Genomic DNA, 26858 nt, shown 5'->3' on the forward strand with positions numbered 1-26858 from the left:
CCGACTTCAGTCGGCTGCGTGCTGTGCGCAGCCGACTGAAGTCGGCTCTACCCTCGGGGGCTCTGCAGCCGACTGAAGTCGGCTCTACCCTTCGGCTCCACCGCCTCCGGCGCTACCGTCCTGCATGCGCCACCCTCACCCGCTTTTTTCCATCTGCTGGCTAGGCTGGGTGCCTGCAATCAATGAGGAAACGCCCCATGGCCATGTTGCGACTGCGAATCACCGGTAGCGAAGACGATGCACGTGCCATCAGCGATCTGCTGCTCGGTATCGAAGGCATCGAGCATGTTGAAGAAACCGATGACCTGATGCCGAAGATGGACGACGATGATTCCAGCTCGGCCGGCCTGTCCGACGACATGGGCCCCGGCAGCCACGAACTGGAGGTCGAGGTAGGCAATGAGGCTACCGCGCAGAAAGTGCGCGATGCCGTGCAGGAGCTCGCGTTGGAGCTCGATGTGTTCGTCGAGTACGAAACCGACGAAGGCTGATCCGGGGCAAGGGGCGCCAAGCTCGGCGTGGCGCCCCCTCCGGACTTCCGGCGGTCAGGCCTTCCGGCGTCGGCGCCAACGCCACAGACGCACGCCGATCCACCCCACGAGGCCCAGCACCACCGCGACCGGCAGCAGCGCAGCCACGGCACGGATAAGGAAGGCCACGCTGTTGGTCAGGATGGTGCCCGATTCACGCAACGCCTGGCCGATTTCACTGCGGCTGCGCTGCCCCGACGGTGTGTTGAACTGCATCGTCACCAGTTGCGTATCGATGCGCCTGCGCTGCTGCGTCGCATCCTTGTTCGCCTGTTCGACACCCGCCTCGATCTCCGACAGACGCTGCGTGATCACCAGCAAATCCGCCAACTTGATGTCCTTGCTGTCCTGGTAAGCGAGCAGCCGCTCATGCTCCTTCTGCAGACGCGCCTTGGCCAGCGCGGTATCGGCGACCTGCTGGGCAAGATCTTCTGCATGCGTATTGCGTGAGGACACCTCCCCGCCCTGCCCCGCCAGGCCGATGATCGGCTCCACGCCCTTCGGCGCGATGCGGACGCGGATGGAGCCGGTCGGATAGTCACCCCCCTGCTGCCCCACCTGCAGCACAGCACAGTCGCCGAAGCGCGCGGATTGGCACGCGTCGGCGATCTGCTTGACGCGCGGACCAATCTGCGTCGCGTCCAGGCGGATGTCCAGATCGTGCTCGTAGGCCAGTGATGCGCCTTTGGGAGAGGCCACGGCGCCCGCGCCAGCGCCGCCGGCATCGGCCATCCCCGGCTTGCCACACCCGGCGAGCATCAGCGCGAACAATGCCGCACCGATACCCAAGCCACGTCGCGTTACAGGAAGGCTCACGCATCGGCTCCATTGAAGGCGGTGACTGACAGGCCATCCAGCGCAAGACCCGGCAGGCAACGTACGTTCACCGCCGCCATGGCCTGACCGCTGCGTGGATCGACCCCCTCACTGAACGGCGCGATGCCGCAGTGGGCGCAATGGTGATGATGCAGGTGGTGCTTGTTGAACTGGTAGGTCGCCAGCTGCGCCGGATCGCTGGACAGCACCAGCGCGTCACGGGCGGCGAACCACAGCAGGCCGCCGCGCCGACGGCACAGCGAGCAGTTGCAGTCGATGACATCGGTGATCGGCTCTTCAGCCTGCACGGTGAACGCAATCCGGCCGCAATGGCAACTTCCTTCGTACTGCATGACACACCTCCGCACGGGAATGCGACGATGGTAATCCTTTGGCACGCAGACAGCGCACCGGGGCCAGCCTATGCTTGGGCATTGACCCGAATACAGGATTGCCGATGCGCCCGCATCTTCTTGCCCTCGCCCTGATCGCCGCCCTTGGTGGCTGCCAGCAGACCGACGCTCCCTCGGCCAGCACGCCCGCCGCCGCCCCGGCCCAGGCAGGGGCGGCCACCGCCGATGCGGCCTTCGCCGACCTGTCCAAGCGTGCCTTGGACAGCTGGATGCAGCAGTCACCGGTCGGTGCCACGCAGATCGGTGACCACCGGTTCGACAGCGAGATCGATGACCTCAGCGCCGCGGGCCAGCAGAAGACGCTCGCCGCCTACAAGGGCCTGCTCGCCGAGTTGGACACGATGGACGTGGCCACGCTGGGCCGCGAGAACCAGGTGGATGCGGCGATCCTGCGCAACCAGCTGCAGTCCGATATCTGGAATGCGGAAGTTCTGCAGTCGTCCAAGTGGGACCCGCAGATGTACAACGGTCTGGCCGGCAGCGCGATCTACGGCCTGATGGCACGTGAGTTCGCCCCGCTGCCGGAGCGCCTGAAGTCGGCCACCGCGCGCATGGAAAAGATCCCGGCGATCTTCGCCCAGGCCCGCGAGAACCTCGATCCGGCCCGCGTGCCGAAGATCCACGCTGAAACGGTGGCCAAGCAGAACCGCGGCATCCTCAGCATCGTCGATACCTTCATCACCCCGCACATCGGCGAACTGCCGCAAGCCGACCAGCAGCGCCTGCAGGCGGCCATCGATGGCTTGAAGAAGGCCGTGGACGAGCAGCAGCAGTGGCTGGACAAGACGCTGGTGCCCAACGCCAAGGGTGAGTTCCGCGTGGGTGCTGAGCTGTACGACCAGAAGCTGAAGTTCGCGCTGAACTCGTCGCTGTCGCGGCAGGAGATCGGCGAGCGTGCGCGTGCCGAGCTCAAGCGCGTGCGCCAGGACATGTATGGCATCGCCCAGACCGTGCTGAAGGACAAGCCCGGCGCGCCGCAGATGCCGACCAACCCGAGCGACGAGCAGCAGCAGAAAGCCATCGAAGCCGCGCTGGAACTTGCCTATGCGGACAAGCCGGCGCGCGACAAGGTGGTGGACGATGCCAAGGCGGCGCTGGACCAGTCCACCGCGTTCGTCCGCGAGCATGACCTGATGACCCTGCCCGACGCGCCGGTGGACATCATCCTGATGCCGGAGTTCCAGCGCGGCGTGGCGGTGGCCTACTGCGATTCACCGGGTCCGCTGGACAAGAACCTGAAGACGTTCTACGCCGTGTCGCCGATCCCCGACGACTGGGACCAGAAGCAGGTCGACTCGTTCCTGCGTGAATACAACTCACGCATGATCCACCTGCTGAGCATCCACGAAGGCACCCCGGGCCACTACCTCGAAGGCTGGCATTCGGCCAAGTTCCCATCGACCCTGCGCTCGGTGCTGCGTTCGGGCCTGTTTGCCGAAGGCTGGGCGGTCTACACCGAACGCATGATGCAGGAACAGGGCTACCTGGATAACGACCCGCTGTTCCACCTGGTGCAGCTGAAGTTCTACCTGCGCACCATTTCCAACGCGATCCTGGACCAGGGCGTGCACGTGGACAACTGGACGCGCGAACAGGCGATGCACCTGATGACCCACGATGCCTTCCAGCAGGACAGCGAAGCATCAGGCAAGTGGGTGCGCGCACAGTTGACGTCGGCGCAGCTGCCGACCTACTTCGTCGGCGCGCAGGAGCACTTCGACACCCGCAAGGCCGCGCAGGAAAAACTGGGCGACCAGTTCAACCTGAAGGCGTACCACGACAAGATGCTGTCCTACGGCGCGCCGCCGGTGCGCTTCGCGCGCCAGCTGATGCTGGACCAGCCGATCGAGTAAAACCCCACGGCATCGGTTGCGCCGAGCATGGCTCGGCGCAACGCATTATCCCTCGGCGGCAACAAAGCCGCCGGTCTGCCGTGCCCACAACCGCGCATACAGGCCACCGGCCTCCACCAGTTCTGCGTGCGTGCCCGTTTCAACGATCCGGCCCTGGTCCATCACCACCAGCCTGTCCATCCGGGCGATGGTCGACAGACGGTGTGCGATCGCGATCACCGTCTTGCCCGCCATCAGCTCGTCCAGGTTGTCCTGGATCGCGGCTTCCACTTCCGAATCCAATGCCGACGTTGCTTCGTCCAGTACCAGGATGGGCGCGTCCTTCAGCAACACGCGGGCAATGGCGATGCGCTGGCGCTGGCCACCGGACAGTTTGACGCCGCGCTCGCCCACCAGCGCGTCATACCCCTTGCGCCCCTGCGCATCCACCAACGACTCGATGAAGCCATCGGCACGCGCCTTCGCCACCGCCGCGCGCACCGCGTCGTCGGTCGCCTCGGGCCGGCCATACAGCAGATTGTCGCGGATCGAACGATGCAGCAGCGACGTATCCTGGGTGACCACGCCGATCTGACCACGCAGGCTTTCCTGTGTCACCGAGGCGATGTCCTGGCCGTCGATGACGATGCGCCCGCTTTCCAGGTCATACAGCCGCAGCAGCACGTTGACCAGTGTGGACTTGCCCGCACCCGATGGCCCGACCAGACCAATCTTCTCGCCCGGCTTCACCTGCAGGTCCAAGCCGTCGATCACGCCCCCACGCTTGCCATAGTGGAAGTGGATGTTCTGGAAATGCACGCCGCCCGCACTCACGGTGAGCGCGGGCGCATCATCGCGGTCCTGCACGGTCAGCGGTTGGGAGATCGTGGTGATGCCGTCCTGCACTGTGCCGATGTCTTCGAAGATGCCGTTGATGGTCCACATGATCCAGCCGGACATGTTGTGGATGCGGATCACCAGACCGGTGGCCAGGGTGATCGCACCGACGGTAATCAGCCCGTCGTTCCACAGCCACAACGCCAGTCCGCAGGTGCCGGCAATCAGGAAGCCGTTGACGATGGCGATGGTCAGGTCCATGCCACTGGTGATGCGCGTCTGCCGACGGTGCTTGACCGCCAGTTCTTCAATTGCCTCTGCCACGTACGCCTGCTCGCGCCCCCCGTGGGCGAACAGCTTCAGCGTCGGAATATTGGTATAGCCATCCACGATGCGACCCATTGCCTTGGATCGCGCTTCCGATGCGATCCATGCGCGCTCCTTCGCACGCGGCACGAAGTACACCATGATCACCGCGTAGGCCAGCATCCACAGCAGCAGCGGAATCATCAGCCGCCAGTCGGCCTGCGCGAACAGGAACAGCGCGGTGCCGGTGTAGACCACGATGTACCAGAGCGAGTCGACCATCTGCACCGCCGATTCGCGCAGCGAGGTGCCCGTCTGCATCACCCGGTTGGCCATGCTGCCGGCGAAATCATTCTGGAAGAACGTCAGGCTCTGCCGCACGACGTAGTTGTGCATCAGCCAACGGGAGCGGTTGCTCAGGCCCGGCACGATCGCCTGGTTGACGAGCAGGTTGTGCAGGCCCACCAGCACCGGACGGGCGATGACACACACCACCACCATCCAGATCAGATCCTGCGCATGGCGCTGGAAGAATCCCGCGCCGGGCTGCTCGGCCACCATGTCGACGATGCGACCGAGGAAGTCGAACATCGCCACTTCCACCAGCGCCAGCAGCAGACCGGCGATCAGCGTGGCCAACAGCACCGGCCATACCGGACGCAGATAGAACAGATAGAACTTCACCACGCTGCGCGGCGGCGTGCGCTTGTCCACCGGCGGAAACACCGGGATCAGGGATTCAAACCAGCGGAACATCACAGTCGCTCACAGCACGGGAACCCGCTGATTATCCCACCAAGCGTGTGCCCGGTAGTGACGGCCGCCGCACGCGTCACCCCCGGGTGCGCATCACCCTTGCGGCACGAACAGCAGATCCTGGAAGTCGAAGCTGAAGTCGGTCAGCTCGGATATCGCCTGCATGCGCACATCGCGCACCTTTCCATCCGGATCCAGGCTGAAGTTCACGAACGCGTCGGCATTGAGCGAACGATCATCCCAGCGCACGATGAACGTGTCGTGCTGCCAATGTTCCAACGTGCCGACCAGCTGCGGCGTCTTGTCGAACTGCAGGCGCAGCACCTTGCCGTTGCGTGAGATGTGCATGTCGCCATACCAGCTGTCCCGGTACGTAGCGGCGTAGGCGTCCAGCGGCAGGGATGGCCGGCTGGTCCGATCACGCGCGGCCTGGTGCTTCGCCCACGCCTCGTCCGCCTTGCCGCGTCCCTTGTCCACGGCCTTGCCGTAGGCATCCACCCAGTCATGCCTGCTGCGTCCCAAGTACGCATCCAGCACGCTCAGGGTAATCGCGTTGAAGGCCGCACCCACTTCCTGATTGGTCAGTACGACCACGCCCAGATTCTCCTCGGGCACCAAGGTCACCCGCGAGACCATGCCGGGCCATCCCCCGGTATGCCAGACCAGTTTCTTTCCCTGGTAATCGCTCAGACTCCAGCCCTCGCCATAGCCGGCGAAGTTCGGCCGCGCCGGCAGCAGCTCCGGCACCGCCGGTTCGGCGACGACCTGCGGGGTGATCATTTGCCACATCTGCTGCTGGCTTTTCGCGCTGAACAGCGCGGTGCCATCGGACAGCGTGCCGTGCGCCAACTGCACCTGCATCCAGCGCGCCATGTCGTGCACGCTGGAATAGATACCGCCTGCGCCGGCATTGTTCTGCCACGTCAACGGCGCGACCGTGCGCAGATCGGTGAAGTCGAACTTTGCGTGGCCCACGGCAGCCTGGTCACCCGCGCGCAGGTGGTCCGCGTTGTACCGCGTGCCGGCCATGCCGACCTTGTCGAAAATGCGCTGCTGCAGGAAGGCCTGGTAAGACTGGCCGGATACTTTTTCAATCACCTGCTGCGCCACGGCGTACAGAATGTTGTCGTAGGCGTAGCGCTCACGGAAGCCTCCCTTCAACGGCACCTTGCCCAAGCGTTCCACGACGTCGGCATTGCGGTACGTGGTGGTCGGCCAGAACAGCAGGTCCCCCGCGCCCAGGCTCAGGCCGCTGCGGTGCGACAACAGATCGCGCACGGTCATCTGGCTCGTCACGAAGGGATCGGACATACGGAAGGCCGGCAGGTGCTCGATCACCTTGTCGTCCATCTTCAGCTTGCCCTCTTCGGCCAGCAGGTTCAGCGAGAGCGCGGTGAACGCCTTGGTGTTGGACGCGATGGCGAACAGCGTGTCGGCCTGCACCGGCCCAGGGCGGCCCTGCTCGCGCACGCCCCAGCCACGCTCCAGAACGATCTTCCCGTCCTTCACCACGGCCACGGCGATGCCCGGCACGTCGAAGCGCTCGCGTACGCGCTCCACGGTGGCATCCAGGTCCTGCAGGGGCGGCGGACTTGCCGCACCCGCCAACGTCGCACAGGCCATCAGCATCACGCCTCCAATCAAACGCATCATCACGCACAGTCTCCAGACGGGAGTGGCGGCACCGTGCAGGGCCGCCGGGATTTCTCAGGATGGTAACGGCGCACAGCGCAGCCTTCCTGTGCCAAAGGAGGGTGCCATGCCAGACCATGCACAGGCCACTGCCGGTTCGACCATCATTCCCTGCCTGCGCTACCGCGATGCACAGGCAGCCATCGCCTGGCTGCAGCGCGCGTTCGGTTTCCAGGCACAGGCCGTCTTCGCCGACGGCGATACGGTGCACCACGCGCAGCTGGTCTACGGCGGGGGCATGCTCATGCTGGCCTCGGCCGGCAATGAGGGGGAGTGGTCGCGTTACGCCGTGCATCCAGCCGACCTCGGCGGCCGTCAGACCCAGAGTGCCTGCGTGATCGTCAGCGACGTCGATGCGCACTTCACCCGAGCGGTCGACGCAGGCGCGCGGATCGTCATGGATCTGGCGGACCAACCCTACGGCGGGCGTGGCTATGCCTGTGCCGATCCGGAAGGCTACCTGTGGTGGTTTGGCAGCTATGACCCCTGGCACACGGATGCATCGCAGTGAGCGCCGCACCGATACGCTGTGGAATCGGCGGCTGGGTGTTCCCGGAATGGCGCGGTGGCATGTTCTATCCCGAAGGCCTGGTGCAGCGCGAAGAGCTGGCCTTCGCCAGCCAGGCCCTGCGCTGCATCGAAATCAACGGCACGTTCTACCGCACGCCCAGCCCTGCCCAATGCGCGCAATGGGCGGCGCAGACGCCGGAGGGCTTCCGTTTTTCAATGAAGGCACCGCGTTACCTGGTGCAGCGGCGGGACCTGTCCGGCGTGGCCGATGCCGCGCAGCCCTTCCTGCAGGCCGCACTCGCCCTGGGTGACCGGCTCGGTCCGGTGCTGTGGCAGTTCGCCCCGGATCATTCCGCTGACGCCGATGCGCTTGCGGCGTTCGTTGCCACGCTGCCCGCCTCGTTGCAGGGTGTGACGCTGCAGCACGCCCTGGAAGTGCGCAACCCCGCTGCAGTGGATGCCGCGCTGATCACCGCGGCACGCCGGCACGATATCGCACTGGTCATCGAAGACAGCGATGACGTCCCGCTGCACGGTGACCTGACCGCCGACTTCGCCTACGTCCGCATCAAGCGCAGCCAGGCCCGCCTGAAGGCCGGCCTTCCCGTGCCGGCACAGCAGCGTTGGGTCGCAAGGGCGCAGGCCTGGGCAGCGGGACGGCCCGTGGATGACCTGCCGTTGATTGCGGCCGCAGCCGCTCAATCACCGCGCGAGGTCTATCTGCTGTGCATCGGCGCGGCGAAGGCCCGCAATCCTGCCGCCGCGATGGCCCTGCAACAGCGCTGCGACGCACGCTGACCCATCGCCGCAGGGCCCTGCTTGCCGCACAATATCGCGATGAGCAGCCCTGACACCCGCAAAGCCCTTTTCCAGATTCATTTCTGTGTACTGCTGTGGGGGATCACGGCCATCCTGGGCAAGCTGATCACCCTGCCGGCCCTGCCGCTGGTGTGGTGGCGCATGCTGCTGGTGGTGGCGATGCTGGCGCTGCTGCCGCGGGTATGGCGCGGGCTGCGCACCCTGCCATGGCGGGTCGTGGCAGCGTATTCCGGCATCGGCGCGCTGGTCGCGCTGCACTGGCTGACGTTCTACGGCGCGGTGAAGCTGGCCAACGCGTCCGTTGCCGCTACCTGCATCGCACTGGCCCCGGTGTTCACCTCCATCATCGAACCCTGGGTGGCCAAACGCCCGTTCCAGGTCCGCGAACTGGTGTTCGGCATCGCGGTGCTGCCCGGCGTGGCGCTGGTGGTCGGCGGCGTGCCGGAGGGCATGCGGGTGGGGGTGCTGGTCGGCGCGATGTCGGCGGTACTGGTCGCCGTGTTCGGTTCGCTCAACAAGCGCATGGTCAGCCATGCCGACCCGCTTACCGTCACTGCACTGGAACTGGGTGCGGGCACGCTGACCCTGACCCTGCTGGCCCCGCTGATGCCCTACCTGCTGCCTGCCCTGGCCAGCCCGCTGTGGGTGATGCCCGACCTGCATGACGGCCTGTTGCTGCTGCTGCTGGCGGGCGTCTGCACGCTGTTGCCGTTCGCCCTGGCCCTGGTGGCGCTGCGTCACCTCAGCGCATACACCGTGCAGCTGGTGACCAACCTGGAGCCGGTCTACGCGGTGATCCTCGCCGTGGTCCTGCTGCGCGAACAACACGAAGTCGCCGGCTGGTTCTACGTCGGCGTCGCGGTGATCATCGGCGCGGTGTTCCTGCATCCCCTGCTCAACCGTCGCCGCCCCGTCCAGCACCCCGAGAGCCTCGGTACCGCAGAAGCCCGCAACATCGCGGACTGAGGAAAAAAGGGGACGGAGGGGATTAGGAAAAAAGGGGACGGAGGGGATTAAGTCGTTTCTGACCCCGAAGAGGTCAAAAACGACTTAATCCCCTCCGTCCCCTTTTTTACGGGGCGGTCTCCACCCGGTTGCGGCCGGCGGCCTTGGCCCGGTACAGGGCGGCGTCGGCACGCTCGACCGTGTGGTCGGTGCTGTCGCCGCTGCGGTGTGCCGCTACGCCGATGCTGACCGTGACGGGGAAGCCCAATGGCAGGTCGGCCACTGCCGTGCGCAGGAACTCGCACTGCACTTCGGCCGTGCGCAGGTCGGTGTCCGGCAGCAGCACGACGAATTCCTCGCCGCCGTAGCGGGCCGCCAGGCCTGCCCCGGCGAAGTGGGAACGCAGCAGCGCACCCAGTTCGGACAGCACGCGATCACCAGTGGCATGCCCCTGGAAATCGTTGATGCGCTTGAAGTGATCGATGTCGAGCAGGGCCACGCAGGTCTGCCGCGGCTGGCCATCGCGGGTGGTCACCGCCGCGTCCAACGCCAGTGCCATCGCACGCCGGTTCGGCAGGCCCGTCAAGGCGTCGGTGCGGCTCTGTTCGGCCAGGTCCGCGTTCTGCGCCAGCAGTACGTCGTGGTAGTCGCTGAGCAGTTTCTCGTAATCATCCCGCTCCAGCATGTGCTGCTGGATATCCAGCGCGAAGCGACGCAGCTCCATGACCACCATCACCTGGCGTGACAAGGCGGACAGCGCCTCGGCCTTGTCGGCGTCGAGCCGGTGCGGTTGCGGATCGAACACGCACAGCGTACCCAGCGGCTGGCCATCGTTGCTGACCAGCGGCGCGCCGGCGTAGAACCGTACGCGAGGATCACCCGTCACGATCGGGTTGTCATGAAAGCGCGCGTCAAGCCGCGCGTCTTCGACCACCATGATTTCCTGCGGCCGCAGGATGGCATGCCCGCACATGGACTCGTCACGCGACAGCTCGGACACCTGGGTGCCCTGGATCGACTTGAACCACTGCCGCTCGGCATCGATGAGCGTCACGGCGGCCATCGATGTGCCCGCCACCGCACGGGCGATGGTGACCAGGTCTTCGAAGGACTTTTCTTTTTCCGAGTCGAGGATGCGATAGCGTTGCAGCGCATCGAGACGCTGCGCTTCGTTGGCAGGCTTGGCGGGCTTGATCATCCAGCGCTCGGGGGATGGGACCGGGATCAAGTCTAGAGGAAAGCAGCAGGCCATGGACCCGCTGCTTCGCGGCGGTTACCAGTCCTGCTGGCCGGGCAGCAGGCCGCGCAGTTCCTGCTCGCTGAGGTTGCGCCACTGGCCCGGCTTGAGCGCACCGATCTTGATGTTGTCGATGCGTACGCGCCGCAGCTGCGTGACCCGGAAGCCAAAATGCGCGGACATCAGCCGGATCTGTCGGTTGAGCCCCTGCTGCAGGGTGATGCGGAAACCGAACTTGGCCAGCTTCGAGGTTCGGCAGGGCAGCGTGGTCTGGTCATGCAGCCGCACACCGCGGGCCATCCCGCGCAGGAACTCGTCAGTGACCGGCTTGTTGACGGCCACCAGGTATTCCTTCTGGTGGCCATTCTCGGCGCGCAGGATCTGATTGACGATGTCACCGTTGCTGGTCATCAGGATCAGCCCTTCGGAATCCTTGTCCAGGCGCCCGATCGGGAAGATCCGCTGTTCGTGGCCGACGAACTCGACGATGTTGCCCTTTACCGAGCTCTCGGTAGTGCAGGTGATGCCGACCGGCTTGTTCAGCACGATGTAGACATGGCGACGGCCGCCGGGCTTGCTGGCCTGGCGCACGCGAAGCGGCTGCCCGTCGATGAGGACCTTGTCCTCTTCGCCAACCACCGCGCCCGTACCGGCAACGTGGCCATTGACAGTAACGCGGCGCTCGCTGAGCAGCCGGTCGGCCTCGCGGCGGGAGCAGAAGCCGGTTTCGGCGATATGTTTGTTCAGGCGGATGGTCATGCCCCCATTATCGGGCATTGTGGCCTCCGCGGCATGGATTCAGGCGGCGCTGCCCGCATCCAGCTGGTCCCCGTCCATCACCCGGTCGCGGCCGGCGCGCTTTGCGCCGTACATCGCATGATCGGCACGGCGCAGCAGCCCTGCCAGATCGTCCTGATCTGGCCGCCATTGCGCCAGGCCGATGCTCACCGTCACCTGCAATCCCGGTACCTGCAGCGCGGTGCCGGCTTCGCTGATCTTCCGGCGGATCTGCTCCAGGCGCCCGGCAGCGACCGCGCGGCTGGCGCCGGGCAACAGCAGCAGGAACTCTTCGCCGCCCATGCGGAAGACTTCTTCGCGGCTGCGCACCGAACCGCGCAACGCGGCCGCCACCGCGACCAGCACCGCGTCACCGGTTTCATGTCCGTGGTGATCATTGATTTCCTTGAACAGGTCGATGTCGAGGAAGCCGATGACCAGTGGTGTGCCTTCGTCCGTCGCGCGGGCGATCTGCGCACCCAGCTGGCGCAGCCCGGCACGGCGATTGGGCAGCCCGGTAAGCGAGTCCGTATCGGCCAACTGGCGCATCTCGTCACGCTGCTCACGCAGCTTGCCCAGCCGCTGGTTGAGCGCGTAGGCGGCCATCATCAACAACCAGGTCGTGGACAACTGCAGCGATTCCACGCGATGCGCCAACAACCACTGGGCGCGCGCGAGATCGGCCACGATCATCAGCAGGAACGGGGCCACGGCAATCAGCCCGATGGCTGCCCAGCGCTCGCCGCGCGACCAGGCCCACACGCCGGCCAGCAACGCGGCCGCGCAACCGGTGATGTGTGCCGCCTGCAGGATGTCGGCCATCCAGCCCAGCATCGTCCAATCCATCCAGGGCACCAGCAGGGCCGCCAGCACCAGTCCACAACTCAGCATGGCCCAGGTGCGCCGCCAGCGTGGCCAGTGGCGGTCGCCCACGTTGAGCCGCCACAACACCGGCAGCAGGACCGCCTGCGCGCAGGCGGTCAATCCCACCAGCCACCATGCACTGTCCACGTCCACCGGAAACCAGGGCTCTGGATACCCGCTCAGGCCGCTCAACACCGATTGCCAGACCATGAACACCGCGCAGACGCCGACGTAGACCAGGAACAGGCGATCGCGCGCGCTGAAAAAGCCCATCAATGCCGACAGCGCCAACGCCAACGCCACCGCCAGGCAGGCAGCGCGTACCAGCAGGCGGGCCGTGTCACGCTGCTGTACCGGACTGGGCGCGCCCAGCCGCAGCGTGGGTCCCCAGCGTTCCTTCAGGGGGGTCGCCCAGGAAACGACGATGGGCTCGGCGCTGCCCGCAGGCGGGACGATGACGATGCCGATGCCCGCGCGGAAGCGTGAATCCCGCGTCCGCGCATCCCCCATGTTGCCGCATATCTCCCGCGCCGCGTGGCGGATCATCACCTCGCCGGCGAAGACGTTGAACACATCCAGCGCCTGCGGTTGACCGGACCAGCCACCGGCCGGAGCGGGAATCTCCAACGTCTGGCGCGGGCCGTGGAGCATCTGCGGCGTGCAACTGCGATGCGGTGTGGGTTCGTCGGTGGCGCCACCGAGCAGCAGATAATCGCGCACAGGCTGTGGCGTCGCCGCGGCCTCCGACGGCAGCAGGACGGCGCACAACAGCGCCACGATCACCACCCAGCCTTGCCACTGCACTCCTGTGCTCCCCACGCCCCACCCGCCTGCTTGCGTGCGCGCAGACTGCGCGCCGTCCGTGCGGCCAGATTATCGCAGCCGCACGGTTTTCACGCAGACTGCGACCAATTGCCTAGCGGTGCGCCATCCACGGCGGCGTCTGTTGCTGGCGGTGCGGGTGCAGCGCGGTCTGCGTGATGCGCTCCAACGGCTGTGGTCGCTCGATGGCATAGCCCTGCAGGCTGTGCACGCCCATCTCCACCAGCTGCATTGCCTGCTCGTCGGTCTCCACCCATTCGGCCACCACGTCCAGCTGCAGTTCGCGGCCCAGCGCGGCGATCGCGCGCACCGTCGCGCGACTGATCGGATCGGCCTGCATGTCACGCACGAACGTGCCATCGATCTTCAGTTGATCGGCGGGCAGATGGCGAAGGTAGCCGAACGAGGATGACCCCGATCCGAAATCATCCAGTGCGATACGGCATCCGCGCGCCTTGACCGCATCGATGAACTCGCGCGCCTGACCGAGATTGTTGATGACCGCCGTTTCCGTGATTTCGAAGCACAACCGCGGCGCAAGCGAGCGGTTGCGCTCGAGCAGATCGGTGACGAAGGCCAGGAAGCTGGGCTCGGTGATCGACTGCGCCGACACATTCACATTGCACATGCCCAGCCGCGCCACGTGCGCGGGGCATACCTGCAAGTGGCGAAACAGCATCGACAGCACGCACCGGTCCAGCGACATGCCCATGCCATAGCGCTCGACCGCGGCAATGAACTCACCCGGCCCGTGCAGCACGCCCTGCTCATCGCGCATCCGCACCAGCACCTCGTAATGCAGGTGACCGGGGTCTTCGACATTGGCGATGCGCTGCGCGTACAGCACCATGCGGTTTTCGGCGATGGCGCGGCTGACGCGCCGCAGCCGATCCGCTTCACCGCGCCGCTCCTCAAGCGCCATGCGGTCTTCGTTGAAGCAGTGGATGCGGTTGCGTCCTGCCTGCTTGGCCGCGTAGCAGGCGCTGTCGGCAGCCCCCATCAGCCAGTTCACATCCGGCGTATCGGTGCCCATTTCCACCACGCCCACGCTGCAGCTGATCTTCAGAGTGTCCTCGCCGAACTGCACGCTCGCTTGTCCCAGCGTGCGGATCAACCGGTGCAGAATCTGCTTGGCTGCATCCTGCGTAGCCCCCTGCAGGAACAGTGCGAACTCGTCCGCGCCCAGCCGCCCTACCCAGTCGCCGTCACGCACGGCGTCCTCCAGATGCTCCGCGAAGGCACGCAGCATCTGGTCTCCTGCCGCGTGGCCCACCGTGTCGTTGACCAGCTTGAAATGGTCGAGGTTCAGATAGCACAGCGCGTGGACGCCGCCATCGTTGCGCACCTGCTGCACGGCTTGCTCCAGCAGCCGCTCGATCTCGCGCCGGTTGATCAGGCCCGTCAACACATCATGGCTGGCGTGGTGCTGCACTTCGCGCGCCAGCACATGGTTCTGGGTGACGTCTTCGACGATCGCGAAAATCGAAATGCCCTGCTTGCCGCGTGACACAGCGGTGCCGCTCCAGCGCCCCCACATCAGGCTGCCGTCCGCCCGCAGGAACCGCAGTTCACCGGCACGCAGCTGGCGGGGCCAGTCAATGCGCCCCCCGCCATCGAGCACCAGCTCGCCCTCTGCCAGCAGCTCACGCAGGTGCATGTGCTGCAACTGCTCGGGATGACGGCCAAGCAGGTCGGCCAGCGCCTGGTTGACCTCCATGATGCCCCCTTCCCCGTCGATCTTCAGCATGCCCACACTGGCCTGGTAGAAGGCGGCACGGAACCGGCTTTCCTGCTCCATCAGATCGGTGCGCACGCGACGCGCCAACAGCAGCGCGACCACGGCGATGGCCACCACTGACAGCGCACCCACGGCGAGGGTGATCATCCGCACCAGGGCGGACATGTTCACCAGCGCGAGAGAGAAATGGCGTGCGGTCTCCTGCAGCCCCGCATCGAGTTCGCTCAGACGACGGTGATAGCGCACCGCATCCTGCTCACTGACCGTGCCGGACTGGAAACGCTGTTCCAGCTGGTCGCCGATGCGCGCAAGCTCCTGCAACGGCGCATCGGTCTGCTGCCACAAGTGGGACGCTTCGCGGAAATAAGCGAAGTCACGGCCATAGCGGTATGACAGGATCAACCGATTGACATCGCCACGGGCGTTCCCGCCGCGCAGGAAGGCAGCGCGCGCGGTATCGACGTCCGGCACTTCCTGCTCCAACGCCAGGCGCGCCTCCAGGTCCGCCAGCGGCACCGCCAGCGCGGTGCGCGCCTCGTGCAGGTCGGTGGCGACGCCGCTGTCGAGATAATTATCCAGCGCGGCAACGGTCTGCTGCTGGCTGCGCGACCAGTGGCTCTGGCCTACGATCCAGGCCGTGGATGCGGCCTGCAGTTCCTGGATCAGCGCGGAGATGCCTACCAGGCCCACGGCCATACCGGTCAGCAAGGCAAAGCGCAGGGTCAAGCCGCGCGTCCTCGCAAGCTGCCGCATCCTCGCACCGGCCTCGCCCATTCGTGGAGCCCCCCAATCCGTGGTTGATCCTGACTGCATTCAGCGCATCATGCACGCTAGCGGCGGCCCTGTCTGCACGGCGCGAAGCCTCCGCGCGCTGTCCCGGGACAAAAAAAAACGCCAGCCCGAGGGCTGGCGCTTCCATGTCATGGCAGGCGTGGGATCAGACGCTGCGCGGACCGCGCGGCTTGAATCCCTCGCGGCGTGGCGGGCGATCATTGCCACCCGGACCACCGGGACCACCCGGACCACTACGGCGCGGACCGCCCTTGTCGAAGCGCGGCTTGGCCGGACCCCGCGGTGCCTGGCTGATGTCCTCGCCCGGCTCAACGCGACGCATGTTGAGCTGCTGGCCCGATACCCACACTTTCTTCAGATGGGTGAGCACGTCCTGCGGCATGTCGGTCGGCAGGTCCAGAACGGAGAAGCCGTCATGGATGTCGATGCGGCCGATGAAGCGGCTTTCCAGACCCGCTTCGTTGGCGATGGCGCCGACGATGTTGGCCGGCTTGACGCCATGCTGGTGACCCACCTCGATGCGGAAGGTTTCCATACCCTGCTCCGGCGCGCCACGCGGCGGCATTTCACGGCGCGGACGGTCCGGGAACCCTTCGCCTTCGGCGCGCGGCGCGCGGTCGAACTTGGGACGGTCACCGCGGTCGAAGCGCTCGTTCCGCTCCGGACGGTCGGTGCGTTCACGCGGGGCACGCTCTTCGCGGGGCGCACGCACCGGCGGCTGCAGCAGGAACGGCGTATCGCCCTGCATCATCTTGGCCAGCGCGGCAGCGACGTCGATCGCCGGCACTTCGTTCTCGCCCTGGAAGCGCTCCAGCAGCTGGCGATAGAAGTCCAGGCCGCCCTGTGCCAGCGTTTCGCTGATGCGCGCGGTGAACTTGCTGACGCGGTTGTCGTTGACGGCTTCCACGCTCGGCAGCTGCATTTCTTCGATCGGCTGGCGCGTTGCGCGCTCGATCTGGCGCAGCATGCCCTTCTCGCGCGGAGTGGCGAACAGGATCGCCTCACCGCTGCGACCGGCACGGCCGGTACGGCCGATGCGGTGCACGTAGCTTTCGGTGTCGTACGGAATGTCGTAGTTCAGCACGTGGCTGATGCGCTCGACGTCCAGGCCGCGCGCGGCAACGTCGGTAGCGACCAGGATGTCCAGCTTGCCTTCTTTCAGCATGGCGATGGTGCGCTCACGCTGGGCCTGCTGCATGTCGCCGTTGATGGCGGCAGCGGCCAGGCCCCGGGCCTGCAGCTTGGTGGCCAGTTCTTCGGTGCCGGCCTTGGTACGGGCGAAGACGATCATCGCGTCGAACGGCTCGACTTCCAGGATGCGGGTCAGTGCATCCAGCTTGTGCATGCCACTCACCCACCAGTAACGCTGGCGGATGTTCGCCGACGTGGTCGTCTTGTTGACGATGGTGACTTCGGCCGGGTCTTTCAGGTAGGTCTGGGCGATGCGACGGATGGCCGGCGGCATGGTGGCCGAGAACAGCGCGACCTGGCGCTTTTCCGGCAGCTTCTTGAGCACGGCTTCGACATCGTCGATGAAGCCCATGCGCAGCATCTCATCGGCTTCGTCCAGCACCAGCGTCTTCAGCTCGGACAGGTCCAGCGTGCCGCGGTTCAAATGGTCGATGACGCGGCCGGGAGTACCCACCACGATATGCACGCCACGGCGCAGCGCCGACAGCTGGGTGGCATACGGCTGGCCGCCGTAGACCGGCAGCACGCGGAAACCGGGGATCTTCGAGGAATAGGTCTGGAACGCCTCGGCGACCTGGATGGCCAGCTCGCGGGTCGGCGCCAGCACCAGTGCCTGCGGCTTGGTCTGCTGCAGGTCGATGTTGGACAGCACCGGCAGCGCGAACGCTGCGGTCTTGCCGGTACCGGTCTGGGCCTGGCCCAGCACATCGCGGCCTTCCAGCATGGCCGGAATGGTGGCAGCCTGGATCGGCGAGGGGGTTTCGTAACCGACGGCGGCAACCGCCTGCATGACGGGCTCGGAAAGGCCGAGCTGCGCGAACTGCATCGGCGCTTGGGTATCTTGGGACATGGGGAACTCCGAAGGCACTGCCACGAACGTGGCAGGCGAAAAAAGGGGGGTATTGTGCGCTTAGGGCGCCCTTCTGACGCGTGCCCCGGCGCTTTTTCGAGTGCATAGGATACAGCACGCTGGATGAACCGGGGGATTGCCGCCATTCATCCGAGGCTGGCGCAACCGCAAGGGGTCATGGACCGTCCTCGCTGATCACCGCACAATGCGCATCATCTTACACGGAAGCCCCCCATGCAGACCCTAGAGTTCGACCTTGACGGTGAGTACGTCGAGCTGAAACAGCTGCTCAAGCTGACCGACCTGGTCAGCAGCGGCGGCGAAGCCAAGATGGCCATCAGCGAGGGCCGCGTACTGGTCGACGGTGAAGTCGAGCTGCGCAAGGCCTGCAAGATCCGCGCGGGCCAGCAGGTCGATTTCGATGACACCGTGATCCGGGTGCTGGCCCTGCCGGAAGAAGACTGAGCCCGCGCTAGGGCCTCTGCCCGGCCACTGGCTGGGTGAGGTGGCTGGCGATGAGCTGGCGGAAGGGGCGTACACCCTGCGCAAGCCGCAGACCGGCCGCCCGCAGCAGACGCGCTGGCGCGCGATCATCGGTGTACACGCTGGCAATCGCATTGGTGGCTTCGTACAGCGGCCGCGAGGCGCGTCGGTGCCCGCGCTGGTAGCGGGCCAGGCTCCCCGCATCGGCAATGTCGGCACCGCGCGCATGCTGATCCGAGATCAGGTCGGCCAACCGCTGTTGGCTGGCCAGCCCCAGGTTGAATCCGTGCGCGGTGACCGGGTGCATGCCCACCGCCGCATCGCCGATCAACGCCGCGCCTGGAGCGACGAACCGCTCGGCGTAGACGCCCACTAAGGGGTATGCCTGCGGCTTCGCCACGGGCTGCATGCGGCCCAGGCGATGCGCGAAGAAACGGCTGATTGCATCGCCCAGTGCATCCTCGTGCAATGCGAGCAGCCCTTCTACCTGCTGGGGCGGCAGCGTGATCACCGCCGAGGCCAGTCCGTCGTTGAGCGGCAACAAGGCCAAGGTGCGGCCATAACCGAACCATTCCCACGCCGTCTGCCGGTGATCGCGCTCGAGCTGCACCCGGCACACCAGCATCGATTTGCCGAAGTCGCGCACGCGGGCACCGATGCCGAGCAGTCGGCGGGTAGAGGAAAAGCGGCTGTCGGCGGCAACCAGCAGTCGCGTGTGCAGGCAGCTGCCATCGTCAAGCTGCACCACATGGCCTGCGTCGGCCGACTGCACGCCCTGGACCCGGCGGCCGTCCAGCAGCTGCAGGCCGAGCTGCCCTTGCACGGCATTCCAGGCGGCACGCCGGATCAGATGATTGGGCACCAGCCAGCCCAGCGGGCCATCGGCAGGCCGGTCCCGCGCGAACGTGAGCGCGAAAGGGGACACCCCGTCCATGACGCGGGCATCGTGCAGCTCGGAAATTTCGGCGGGAGGCAGGCGCTCCCACATCTGCAGGCGTTGCAGGATCTGCCGGGATGCGTGGGTAAGCGCGATTTCGCGCCCGTCGAACGGCGCATCGGCCAACTGCTGCCGGGACTGCGGCTCCACCAATGCGACCCGCAGGCCGCTACCAGCCAGAGACCGTGCGAAACACAATCCGGCGGGGCCCGCCCCCACCACCACCACATCGGTCACCTGCATCGCTGTGCTTCCCGGCTGTTTGTCAGCCCCAGCATAGCGGCGACTGCCCTGCGCGGCCCTTGATCTGGATCAGGCCGGGCAGCGCGGATTCACAGCAACGCCTTGAGCAGCATGAACACGCCGGCCATGGAGACCACCCACGCCAGACTGCGCACATAGGGCACGCCTGCTGCATACAGCGGCAGGTAGACCAATCGCGCCCAGAAATACAGCTGCACCGCGAGCGCCGTGCTGCCGTCCTGCCGGCCGGCCACCACGACCGCCAACGCAGCGGCGGCGAAGATCGGGAAGGTCTCAAAGAAGTTGGCCTGCGCGCGTTGCAGGCGACCAGCCACGAGACCCGGCGGTGGTGGCGCGCCATCGCGCGCGGAGGCGTTCCACTTCTGCCCGCGTTCCCGCGTGACCGCTGCGACGGCGAGCAGCACGTAACCGATACCCAGCAGGCCGGACCAGGCCAGCATCTGCAGCTCAATGGACAGGGGCATGGCTCAGGTTCCCGGCGAACGGACGCTGTAACCGGCCAGGCGCCAGACCTTGTCTTCATCAAGGCGGAAGCTGACCAGCTCACGCACCGGCTGCGGACTGTTGGCGAAGCGCGTCGGGTAGGTCACGTTGAGGTACAGGCCCTCGGGAACGGCCGCCCCTGCGTTGAACCGCACCCGGCTGATGCTCGGCTGGCCACGGCCCACCAAGGCGCCCAGCCGAGCGCGATCCGCGCTGACCTGCTTGGTGAACGTATCACGCGTGACCGCCTTGCGTGCTACGGCCGATGCGCCGTCCCACAGCTGCGCCGTCTGGCCGCCGTCCACAAGCCGGGCCGCCTGTAGCGCCGCTGCACTCATCTCGGCATTCTGCTTTTCAAGCTGCGCCTGCTGGGCCGGCGTGAGCTGCTGGGCCGGTGCAGCCGGTGCCGTGGCGGCGGCCGGGCGCGCGCCCGTTGCAGCCGGGGCTGCGGCAGGCCGTGCGGTGGACGGCTGGGCGGCCTGAGGCTGCTGAGCGACCGCCGTGACGGGCAGCAGCAGGGACAGAAAGATCAACGATCGCTTCATCGGAACCGCCGGTTCAGGGTAGATGCCCGCAGTCTACGCCACCCACCGCCCCGCGCTTCAAGCCGCCGGTTCGACCGGTTCGGCCGGCATCTGCTCGGCGGTCGGCGACGCCTCGTCTCGTCCATCATCCGCGGCTCCCTGCTGCGACGGCGAGACACCCGGTGCGGGCGGCAGGGTTGCCACGTCTATCTCCGACAGCGGGCTGTCCGAGGGGCATACCTCATCGGGGAATCCGTAGTCTTTCTTCAGCGACTGCCCGCAGGCATTGACGGCTTCCAACTCGGCGCCTTCGCGTTTGCACTGCTGGTCGAAGGCCACCAGGAACGCATCCTTGCGGCGCACGAAATCATCGCCGCAGGCGCGCATCTGTTTGATGCGCTCCAGATCGTCCTGCACCGCGTTGGTGCCGTCCAGGCCATATTGCCGCAGCTCGTCCGACGTCAGCACCCGCAGGCTGCGGTTGGGCACCGTCATCATCAGGTCGGCCACGCCCACCGCAACGCCGTTGCGCTGCAGGTAATCCTTGACGTTGTCATACACCTCATGCAGCTCGCGGTTGAGTTCGGCACGCGACGTGGCCTTCGAGCTGATCCGCATCATGCGGTGGATGCCCACCTTGCCCAGCACCAGGCGATTGTCGCCCGCCGCCAGAACGAACACGCAGGCGCTGTGGCAGATGGAGGCCTCACGCACCCAGATGGTCCAGTTGGACTCGCCGATGCTGTCACCGGCGACGATGGCCGATTCAACCTGTCCACCGCTGGAGTCCAGGTCGAGGATGCGCTTGTGGATGCCCAGCCCGTCGGCTACCACGGCCAGCCGCCAGACCAGCTCGGCAAAGCCCGGATTGATCTTGCCGCTGTATCGCACACGCGCCAGACCGCGCTCGGCGCACGGCTGCAGTGCCTGTTCGATCTGCACACGCTCCAGGCCCGCCAGCTCCTCGCCATCCCCGGGCTCGGCCGCGTAGTCGGTCGTGCAGCTGATCCATGCCCTGCCGTTTTCCAGCGCTGCCGCCGGCCACGGGCGATCGGCGCGGCCAACAGGCGGCGACGCGGGTGGCGGCGCGTCGGCCACGTTGATGGACACCATGTGGTCGCCGTCGGCGCTGGGCGCACGCGTGGCGGCCTCGTTGGCCGTCACGTTGCCGGGATTCTCAAGCTGGCTGCACGAGGCCAAGGCCAGGCACAGCAGGGGCGACCACCATTTGAGCAACATGTACCATCGAACCGGTCGGAAACACACGCCCAGTCTAGGGCCTGCACAGCAGATGGCTGCAACCGCCGCTGAACCTGACCGGCTGCGTCAGGGGGCCGATGCATTGGTGTCCGAAAATGGCGAGCCCGGACACGCCGGCCGGCCTAGACTGATCGCATGACATCCTCTGCCGCCCTGGACACTGCAAGCTGCGAACGTGCGCGACTGGCCCGCGATGCGCGTTTCGACGGGCTGTTTTTCACGGCCGTCCGCAGCACCGGCATCTATTGCCGCCCGGTGTGCCCGGCGCCGGCGCCGAAGCCGTCCAACGTGACCTACTACGCCAACGCGGCCGCTGCCGCTGCGGCCGGCTATCGGCCCTGCCTGCGCTGCCGGCCGGAGCTGTCACCGGCGGCGCAGCAGCGGATCGACGAGGACGCCGTGCGGCGGGCGCTCGATCTGATCCATGACGGCTTCCTGCAGGGCGCGACGGTGGCCGCGCTGTCCGCGCGGGTGGGTGTCAGCGCGCGGCAGTTGCAGCGGCTGTTCGTCGCTGCGTTGGGCGTGACGCCGCAGCAACTGCATGCCAACCAGCGCCTGCTGCAGGCCAAGCAGCTGCTGACCGAGACGCGCCTGCCGGTGACCGATGTGGCGTTGGCCGCCGGTTTCAACAGCCTGCGGCGGTTCAATGATGCGTTTCTGGGCGGCTGTGGCATGCCGCCCACCGCCATCCGCCGCCTGCCTGCCCCCGCCTCCAGTGCGGGCGATGCCGTGCAACTGCGCCTGGGATACCGGCCTCCATTGGATTTCGGCCTGATGCTGCAGTTCCTGCAGCGCCGGATGATTCCCGGGATTGAACGCATCGACGACGACGGCTACCAGCGGGTGATCGGCCCTGCGCAGCGCCCTGCCCTGCTGCAGGTCAGCGCGTCGCCCGGGCGCAACGAACTCGTGCTGCGGCTTGAGCGCATCGATCCGCGACAGATTCCGGCCGTGGTCCGCCGCGTACGCCATATGTTCGACCTGGATGCCGACCTGCATCAGGTCCACGCGGCGCTGCAGGCAGAGCCCCTGCTTGCACGGGGCATCGCACAGCGTCCGGGGTTGCGCGTTCCCGGCGGCTGGGAAGGGTTTGAAGTGGCGGTGCGCGCGGTGCTCGGGCAGCAGGTCAGCGTTGCGGCGGCCACCACGCTGGCGCGTCGGCTGGTGCAAGCCTATGGGCACCCGCTGGACGGGATGCCCGACGGATTGGATCGGTTGTTTCCAGAACCCGCACGGCTGGCCGATGCGCCACTGGAGGCCATCGGCCTTCCACGCACCCGTGCATCGACGCTGCGTTCGCTTGCACGTGCCTGCGCCGAGAGTCAGCTCGACTTCGGTGCAGGGCAACGGCTTGAGGATTTCGTCCAGCGTTGCATCGCCCTGCCCGGCATCGGTCCGTGGACGGCGCAGTACATTGCGCTGCGCGCGCTGGGCCAGCCTGATGCGTTTCCCGCCGGTGACCTGGTGCTGCAGCAGATGCTGGGCACACCCGAAAAGCGACTGACCGAACGCCAGACCGAGCAACGGTCACAGCCGTGGCGGCCCTGGCGCGCCTATGCCGTGCTGCACCTTTGGCACCTCTCTCCTCCTTTCCGTGGAGCTCCGTCATGACCCTTCATTACGATCGCTTCGATTCGCCGATCGGTGAGCTCACCGTGGCCGGCGACGCGCACGGCATCGCCCACATTATTTTCCCTGAGAACCGCCATCCGCCGAAGGGCCGCGAGCACTGGCAGTACCAGCCCGCGACGGTGCGCGAGGCGCGCCTGCAGCTGCTCCAGTACCTGCAGGGCGAGCGCTCGGCCTTTACCTTGCCACTGGCCCCCCGCGGCACGCCGTTCCAACTGCGCGTGTGGCACGCATTGGCGACGATTCCGTTCGGGCAGACCTGGAGCTACCTGCAACTGGCGACCGCGCTGGGCCAGCCCACGGCAACGCGCGCCGTGGGCGCGGCGAACGGCCGCAATCCGCTGCCGATCGTGCTGCCCTGCCATCGGGTGATCGGCCGCGACGGCTCATTGACCGGGTTCGCCGGTGGACTGCAGACCAAGGCCGCGCTGCTGCGTCTGGAACAAGGGGCAGGCGCGTTGTTCGACCCCCCATGACCTTTGGTGTCTTGGGTACGTCATTGCGGCTGCCTACAATAGCGCGATGACCTATCGACGCCTTGCCTGGGCGCTGGCCGCGATCCTGCCGCTGGCTGCCTGCACCACCCCAGTTGCCCGCCCCGGTTCCGGCGTCGCCGCCACGCCTGTCGCCGCACCTGCACCCAAGCTGCTGCTGATCTCCATCGACGGCCTGCGCGCCGATGCGCTGGACCGTGGCATCACGCCGAACCTGCAGCGCATCATCGACAGCGGCGTGCGCGCGAAATGGATGAATCCATCGTATCCGTCGCTGACCTTTCCCAACCATTACACACTGGTCACCGGCCTGCGCCCGGACAAGCACGGCATCATCCACAACAGCATGGACGATGGGCAACTGGGCCCTTTCAAACTGAGCGACCGCGACACGGTCACCAAGCCGGCATGGTGGGGTGGCGAGCCGATCTGGGTCAGTGCCGAGCAGGCCGGCGTGCGCACTGCAACGTGGTCGTGGCCGGGCAGCGAAGCCGAGGTAAAGGGCGTGCGACCCAGCCAGTGGCGCCAATATGACGAGCGCGTCCCGTTTGAACGCCGCGCTTCCGATGTGCTGGCGTGGCTGCAGCAGGCCGGTTCCGATGCGCCACGACTGGTCACGCTGTATCTGGAAGGCGTGGACAAGGCCGGGCACCACGATGGTCCACAGTCGGCCGAGTACACCACGGCCATCCAGCGCGCGGATGCGGTGATCGGCCAGGTACTGGATGGACTGCAGCGGGGCGGTCTCGACGCCACCACCAACGTGGTGCTGGTGTCCGACCACGGTATGGCGTCGGTGCCGGAGGGTCACGTCATCGCTACCGAAGACATGGCGGATCCGGCCATCGCGCGCAACATCAGCGTGGGCCAGTCGGTCGGCTTCGAGCCGATGCCGGGCCAGCGCGCCGCGGCCGAACGCGTGCTGCTGGGGCGCCACGCGCAGTACACGTGCTGGAAGAAGGGCGACCTGCCTGCCCGATGGCACTACGGCAGCAACCCACGCATCCCTGCCATCGTGTGCCAGATGGATGAGGGCTGGGATGCGCTGGCCCGTGCGACGATCGCCAAGCGTCCCCAGCAGGACCGTGGATCGCATGGCTATGACAACGCGTTGCCGTCGATGCGCGCGGTGTTCATTGCGCGTGGGCCGTCGTTCAAGCAGGGCGTGGTGATCGATGATTTCGACAATGTCGACCTGTATTCCCTGCTGGCGCGCCTGCTGCAGGTGCCGGCCGCGCCGAACGACGGTGATCCGCAGACGTTGCTGAAGACCTTGCGCTAGCGGGTGGGGTGCCGGGCTGCGCCCGGCGCCGGCAGAAGCGAGCAGCAACGGCAACGGCAGCAGCAACGACTACGGCAACAGCAGCGGCTGAAGGGCCGTGGGTGGGTGGGCCGGGGTGGGCCGGGGTGGGTTGGCGGGGGACGGCAAGAGCCGCCTCCATGCGGGCCTCGTTTCGCGCCATCCATGGCGCTCAACGCCCCCGCCAACCCACCCCCCCCCACCTTCGACAGGTCCATGGTGGCCATGGGACCTGCGGGCATCGGTAGCGCCGACCCATGGTCGGCGAGCGCAGCGGGCCGTTGGCGGGAACATTCCGCCGACCATGGCAGGCTGTGTAACAACTCCCAGCTCGGTCGAGCTACGCAAGATCTGGAGCGCCTGCAGTCCTGCAAGGTATGCAGATCACACGTAGCAGGGCGAAAAATGGCGAAGATTTCGCCACTCGCCGTAAAGGCCGGACTTTTTACACAGCCTGCATGGGTCGGCGCTACCGCAGATCTCGTTGAAACGTCTGGTGGAGGGAGCCCCTGAGTCAGGGGCGGCCGCGAAGCGGCGGGGTATGGGTGCTGGTGAGACGGGGCCCGCGGTTTGCGAAGCAAAGCGTGGGAGCGGCAGCGCGAATGCGATGACGTGGACCCCGCCATGGATGGCGCGAAACGAGGCCCGCATGGATGCGGTTTTTGCCGTCCCCCGCACAGCCCCACCGCCCGGCCCATCCTCCTGCTGCGGCTGTCGAGCCACCGCGAGGGGGGTCCCGCCCGTTCGCACCGCGCAACAGCCTGTTGCCCATTCGGGGGATCCCCCGCCGCACACCGCATGCGATCCTGCGCCCCTGTCCCTGCCAGCGAGAACGCCCGTCATGACCACCATCATCGCCCCGCGCGTGCACGACATCGGCGGGCTGGAAGTCCGCCGCGCCGTGCCCACCCTGCAGGCGCGCAGTGTCGGACCGTTCGTGTTCATCGATCAGATGGGCCCGGCCGTGCTTGATCCCGGCACCGGCATCGACGTGCGCCCCCATCCCCACATCGGACTGGCCACCGTGACCTTCCTCTGGTCCGGTGCCATCGGCCACCGGGACAGCCTGGGCTCGGACCAGGTGATCCGTCCTGGCGATGTGAACTGGATGACCGCCGGCCGCGGCATTTCCCATTCCGAACGCACGCCGCCGCCGGAGCGCGAACACGGCCATCCGCTGCATGGCATGCAGACCTGGATCGCGCTGCCGAAGGGTTTCGAGGAAGTGGAACCGGCGTTCCACCACCACGCCGCCGCGACGCTGCCCCAGCAACATCGCAATGGCGCGTGGCTTCGGGTGATCGCCGGCCGGGCCTACGGTGAGGAATCGCCGGTCAAGGTGTTCGCCGATACCCTCAACGTCGCCATCGATCTGCAGCCGGATGCGGAGATCGATCTGGACACCGGTCACCGCGAGCGATCGCTCTACATCCTTGACGGCCAGGCGCAGTTGGATGGCGTGGACGTGCCTGCGCAGCACCTGATCCTGCCGGCTGACGGGGCGCGTGGACGGCTGCGCGCGAAAACGCCGGTCAAGGCCATGCTGATGGGCGGCGAGCCGCTGGATGGCCACCGCCATCTGTGGTGGAACTTTGTCTCCAGTTCCAAGGAGCGCATCGAGCAGGCCAAGCACGATTGGGAAAACGGACGCTTCGGCACCATTCCGGGCGACGATCAGGAGTTCATTCCCCTGCCCGCCTGATGGTTACCGATGTAACAGGGTTTGTGCGCTCGCTCACGTTCCGTTAAGGTCATCC

23 protein-coding genes are annotated in these 26858 nt (G+C 66.6%); 10 read left to right on the forward strand and 13 right to left on the reverse strand.

From position 1 onward, the window contains the following. Positions 1-197: 197 nt before the first annotated feature. Positions 198-491, forward strand: coding sequence for a hypothetical protein (locus IFT58_RS14695; protein WP_188324592.1), 294 nt, complete (start codon positions 198-200; stop codon positions 489-491). A gap of 54 nt (positions 492-545) precedes the next feature. On the opposite strand, the gene IFT58_RS14700 is transcribed toward IFT58_RS14695, so the two are convergent. After that, a complete protein-coding gene (locus tag IFT58_RS14700; RefSeq protein ID WP_192095869.1) occupies positions 546-1289 on the reverse strand; it encodes a DUF4349 domain-containing protein in 744 nt (247 codons plus the stop codon). Between the two features lie 53 nt (positions 1290-1342). Further along, positions 1343-1699 (reverse strand): GFA family protein, encoded by a 357-nt coding sequence (locus IFT58_RS14705; protein WP_192095750.1) that lies wholly within the window; start codon positions 1697-1699, stop codon positions 1343-1345. A 104-nt stretch (positions 1700-1803) separates the two neighbouring features. On the opposite strand from IFT58_RS14705, the gene IFT58_RS14710 reads away from it, so the two are divergent. Beyond that, positions 1804-3612, forward strand: coding sequence for a DUF885 domain-containing protein (locus IFT58_RS14710; RefSeq protein ID WP_192095753.1), 1809 nt, complete (start codon positions 1804-1806; stop codon positions 3610-3612). A gap of 45 nt (positions 3613-3657) precedes the next feature. Here the strand turns inward: IFT58_RS14710 and smrA are convergent, their stop codons facing one another. Both smrA and IFT58_RS14720 read right to left on the reverse strand, forming a co-directional pair. Further along, positions 3658-5490 (reverse strand): multidrug efflux ABC transporter SmrA, encoded by a 1833-nt coding sequence (smrA, locus tag IFT58_RS14715; RefSeq protein WP_192095755.1) that lies wholly within the window; start codon positions 5488-5490, stop codon positions 3658-3660. A 93-nt stretch (positions 5491-5583) separates the two neighbouring features. After that, on the reverse strand, positions 5584-7143 hold the full coding sequence (locus IFT58_RS14720) for a serine hydrolase (protein ID WP_192080319.1): 1560 nt from the start codon (positions 7141-7143) through the stop codon (positions 5584-5586). 106 nt (positions 7144-7249) lie between these two features. Between IFT58_RS14720 and IFT58_RS14725 the strand changes: the two genes are divergently transcribed. The 3 genes from IFT58_RS14725 to IFT58_RS14735 are packed head-to-tail and all read left to right on the forward strand — an operon-like array spanning position 7250 to position 9477. Further along, positions 7250-7693, forward strand: a complete 444-nt coding sequence (locus IFT58_RS14725; RefSeq protein WP_192095757.1) for a VOC family protein — start codon at positions 7250-7252, stop codon at positions 7691-7693. Further along, positions 7690-8490: a DUF72 domain-containing protein gene (locus IFT58_RS14730; protein ID WP_342029569.1), complete on the forward strand. Its 801-nt coding sequence runs from the start codon at positions 7690-7692 to the stop codon at positions 8488-8490. The genes IFT58_RS14725 and IFT58_RS14730 overlap by 4 nt, the downstream gene beginning before the upstream one ends. 39 nt (positions 8491-8529) lie before the next feature. Next, positions 8530-9477 (forward strand): DMT family transporter, encoded by a 948-nt coding sequence (locus IFT58_RS14735; protein ID WP_192095759.1) that lies wholly within the window; start codon positions 8530-8532, stop codon positions 9475-9477. Positions 9478-9583: 106 nt separating this feature from the next. Here IFT58_RS14735 and IFT58_RS14740 read toward each other — a convergent pair whose 3' ends face one another. The 5 genes from IFT58_RS14740 to IFT58_RS14760 form a co-directional block, all read right to left on the reverse strand. Next, positions 9584-10654 (reverse strand): sensor domain-containing diguanylate cyclase, encoded by a 1071-nt coding sequence (locus IFT58_RS14740; protein WP_192095761.1) that lies wholly within the window; start codon positions 10652-10654, stop codon positions 9584-9586. A gap of 75 nt (positions 10655-10729) precedes the next feature. Beyond that, entirely contained in the window at positions 10730-11452 is a 723-nt protein-coding gene (locus IFT58_RS14745) for a pseudouridine synthase (protein ID WP_192080313.1), read from the reverse strand. Positions 11453-11491: 39 nt separating this feature from the next. Beyond that, the gene (locus IFT58_RS14750; RefSeq protein ID WP_342029570.1) at positions 11492-13153 is read right to left on the reverse strand and encodes a diguanylate cyclase; all 1662 of its coding nucleotides are present in this window, start codon (positions 13151-13153) and stop codon (positions 11492-11494) included. A gap of 97 nt (positions 13154-13250) precedes the next feature. Continuing rightward, entirely contained in the window at positions 13251-15668 is a 2418-nt protein-coding gene (locus tag IFT58_RS14755) for an EAL domain-containing protein (RefSeq protein ID WP_192095873.1), read from the reverse strand. Between the two features lie 163 nt (positions 15669-15831). Then, positions 15832-17727, reverse strand: a complete 1896-nt coding sequence (locus IFT58_RS14760) for a DEAD/DEAH box helicase (protein ID WP_192080311.1) — start codon at positions 17725-17727, stop codon at positions 15832-15834. A gap of 234 nt (positions 17728-17961) precedes the next feature. On the opposite strand from IFT58_RS14760, the gene IFT58_RS14765 reads away from it, so the two are divergent. After that, positions 17962-18192: an RNA-binding S4 domain-containing protein gene (locus IFT58_RS14765; RefSeq protein ID WP_188324602.1), complete on the forward strand. Its 231-nt coding sequence runs from the start codon at positions 17962-17964 to the stop codon at positions 18190-18192. Between the two features lie 7 nt (positions 18193-18199). Here IFT58_RS14765 and ubiM read toward each other — a convergent pair whose 3' ends face one another. The 4 genes from ubiM to IFT58_RS14785 all read right to left on the reverse strand — a co-directional run bounded on the left by ubiM (position 18200) and on the right by IFT58_RS14785 (position 21657). Then, positions 18200-19390, reverse strand: coding sequence for a 5-demethoxyubiquinol-8 5-hydroxylase UbiM (ubiM, locus tag IFT58_RS14770; RefSeq protein WP_192095763.1), 1191 nt, complete (start codon positions 19388-19390; stop codon positions 18200-18202). Positions 19391-19479: 89 nt separating this feature from the next. Further along, entirely contained in the window at positions 19480-19869 is a 390-nt protein-coding gene (locus tag IFT58_RS14775; protein ID WP_188327328.1) for an MAPEG family protein, read from the reverse strand. Positions 19870-19878: 9 nt separating this feature from the next. Beyond that, entirely contained in the window at positions 19879-20439 is a 561-nt protein-coding gene (locus tag IFT58_RS14780; protein ID WP_192095764.1) for a DUF4019 domain-containing protein, read from the reverse strand. Between the two features lie 57 nt (positions 20440-20496). Beyond that, positions 20497-21657 carry a hypothetical protein gene (locus IFT58_RS14785; protein ID WP_192095766.1) on the reverse strand — a complete coding sequence of 387 codons (1161 nt, stop codon included), beginning with the start codon at positions 21655-21657 and terminating at the stop codon, positions 20497-20499. Between the two features lie 156 nt (positions 21658-21813). On the opposite strand from IFT58_RS14785, the gene IFT58_RS14790 reads away from it, so the two are divergent. The 4 genes from IFT58_RS14790 to IFT58_RS14805 all read left to right on the forward strand — a co-directional run bounded on the left by IFT58_RS14790 (position 21814) and on the right by IFT58_RS14805 (position 26803). Beyond that, on the forward strand, positions 21814-23289 hold the full coding sequence (locus tag IFT58_RS14790; RefSeq protein ID WP_192095768.1) for a DNA-3-methyladenine glycosylase 2: 1476 nt from the start codon (positions 21814-21816) through the stop codon (positions 23287-23289). Beyond that, positions 23286-23783, forward strand: coding sequence for a methylated-DNA--[protein]-cysteine S-methyltransferase (locus IFT58_RS14795; RefSeq protein WP_192080301.1), 498 nt, complete (start codon positions 23286-23288; stop codon positions 23781-23783). The genes IFT58_RS14790 and IFT58_RS14795 overlap by 4 nt, the downstream gene beginning before the upstream one ends. A 46-nt stretch (positions 23784-23829) precedes the next feature. After that, complete coding sequence (locus IFT58_RS14800; RefSeq protein ID WP_192095770.1) at positions 23830-25083, forward strand: ectonucleotide pyrophosphatase/phosphodiesterase; 1254 nt, start codon at positions 23830-23832, stop codon at positions 25081-25083. A gap of 859 nt (positions 25084-25942) precedes the next feature. Next, on the forward strand, positions 25943-26803 hold the full coding sequence (locus IFT58_RS14805; protein ID WP_192095772.1) for a pirin family protein: 861 nt from the start codon (positions 25943-25945) through the stop codon (positions 26801-26803). The last annotated feature ends 55 nt before the right edge of the window (positions 26804-26858 follow it).

It is taken from the genome of Stenotrophomonas sp. CFBP 13718 (assembly GCF_014842145.1).
GTDB lineage: Bacteria > Pseudomonadota > Gammaproteobacteria > Xanthomonadales > Xanthomonadaceae > Stenotrophomonas.